This is a genomic window from Xenorhabdus budapestensis (assembly GCF_002632465.1).
GTDB classification, from domain to species: Bacteria; Pseudomonadota; Gammaproteobacteria; order Enterobacterales; family Enterobacteriaceae; genus Xenorhabdus; species Xenorhabdus budapestensis.
In genome coordinates this window covers 1-1,283 of the sequence record NZ_NIBS01000088.1, presented here as the reverse complement: position 1 = coordinate 1,283, position 1,283 = coordinate 1, and the positions used below count along the sequence as shown (strand labels likewise).

Here is a 1,283-nt window from a genome sequence, read left to right as displayed (position 1 = left end):
TAGGGCAAACGGGTCTAAATTATACTGACGTAAAACCCACCGTGAGGACTTTCAGCATGTAACCATTATCCCATCCTGCTTTCTGACGCTTAGTTTTCACTCCCACTTTTACGGTTTTCTCATTTTTCAGTAGGTTAAGGGCTATTTTATTCACTAAAGCGATATTTTCAGCGGCATGACCGCTTCTCAGACGCTGGTTGTCTTCACCAAAACTCACATCCAGCTGCCAGTGCAGTTTATTTTCAATATGCCAATGGCTACGTATCGCTCCCGCAATAAAGTCCGCCGATTTATCACGATGACTGGTAATATAATAACGCCGTGCGTAACTCTCGGGTTTTCCCTGCTCTTCACGCCAAGACTCCACTACCGCGATGCCACCCAGTGTGTACCACTGAGGGTGTCGTTCCCGTAACCAATGAATATCGTTAACCAACCACAACTGACGCTGTTCGATACGACCGTGATCGCCTCCTGTACCCTGAGTTTTAGCGTGGGGGATCCCCCTAAAACCTTTTGCTAGCTGAGTATCTAAAAAGTACTTGATATCCTCATGAAATTCACCCTGATTGCCTTTTAATGCCAGAACATAATCAGCCTGCTCCCCGACAATCTGATCAGCGATTTTGTACTGACAGCCCATTGCATCAATGGTGACAGTGGAACCTTCAATATCCAACAAGGCCAGCAAGTTGGGGATTGCTGTAATTTCGTTCGATTTATCCGAGACTTTCACCTGACCAAAGCAAAGTTGATTCTCAACTGACCAGGCGCTAACCAGATGAAGCGCCGGTGCACCATTCGCTTTGTCAAGCGTACCCCGCAATGTTTTGCCATCCAAGGCGATAATGTCATCAGAGAATGTGGCTAAGCTCTTCACCCATTGGGTAAATGCGAGTCCAAATTCTTGGGGATCAAGCCGGTTTATCACATCGTTAAAGGTATCATGACTGGGAATGCCATTAGGAAGATCCAGAAATTGCCGGAACCAATCCTCTTTAGATTTACCGTATTCTTCAATCGCATTGAAGCCTGCACAACCGCAGATTACGGCACAGATCGAGATAGTCAGAATGTCGATGAGTGCATATTGTTTAGTCCGGTTAACACGCGGATCAGTGAGGTGTCCAAAAGCATTGCTGAGGGTTGTGGCTTGCATGGCAGTTTCTAGGATTATCATTGTTAGGTTGCTAATGATAAATCACAAACGGCGATTATTCCTATTTCTCTGTACTGAATATACTCCGCTAATCACATTGAGCAATTTAGACCCGTTTGCCCTG

Annotated in this window: 1 protein-coding gene; it reads right to left on the bottom strand. The window is 45.6% G+C overall.

All coding sequences use genetic code 11. The features are described from left to right. Positions 1-19: 19 nt before the first annotated feature. Positions 20-1,159, bottom strand: coding sequence for an ISAs1 family transposase (locus tag Xbud_RS18960; protein ID WP_145956685.1), 1,140 nt, complete (start codon positions 1,157-1,159; stop codon positions 20-22). Positions 1,160-1,283 lie beyond the last annotated feature (124 nt).

Bases quoted from the DNA above. Each gene is read 5' to 3' on its own strand.
- Xbud_RS18960 (WP_145956685.1), bottom strand. From the start codon at position 1,159: ATGCAAGCCACAACCCTCAGCAATGCTTTTGGACACCTCACTGATCCG.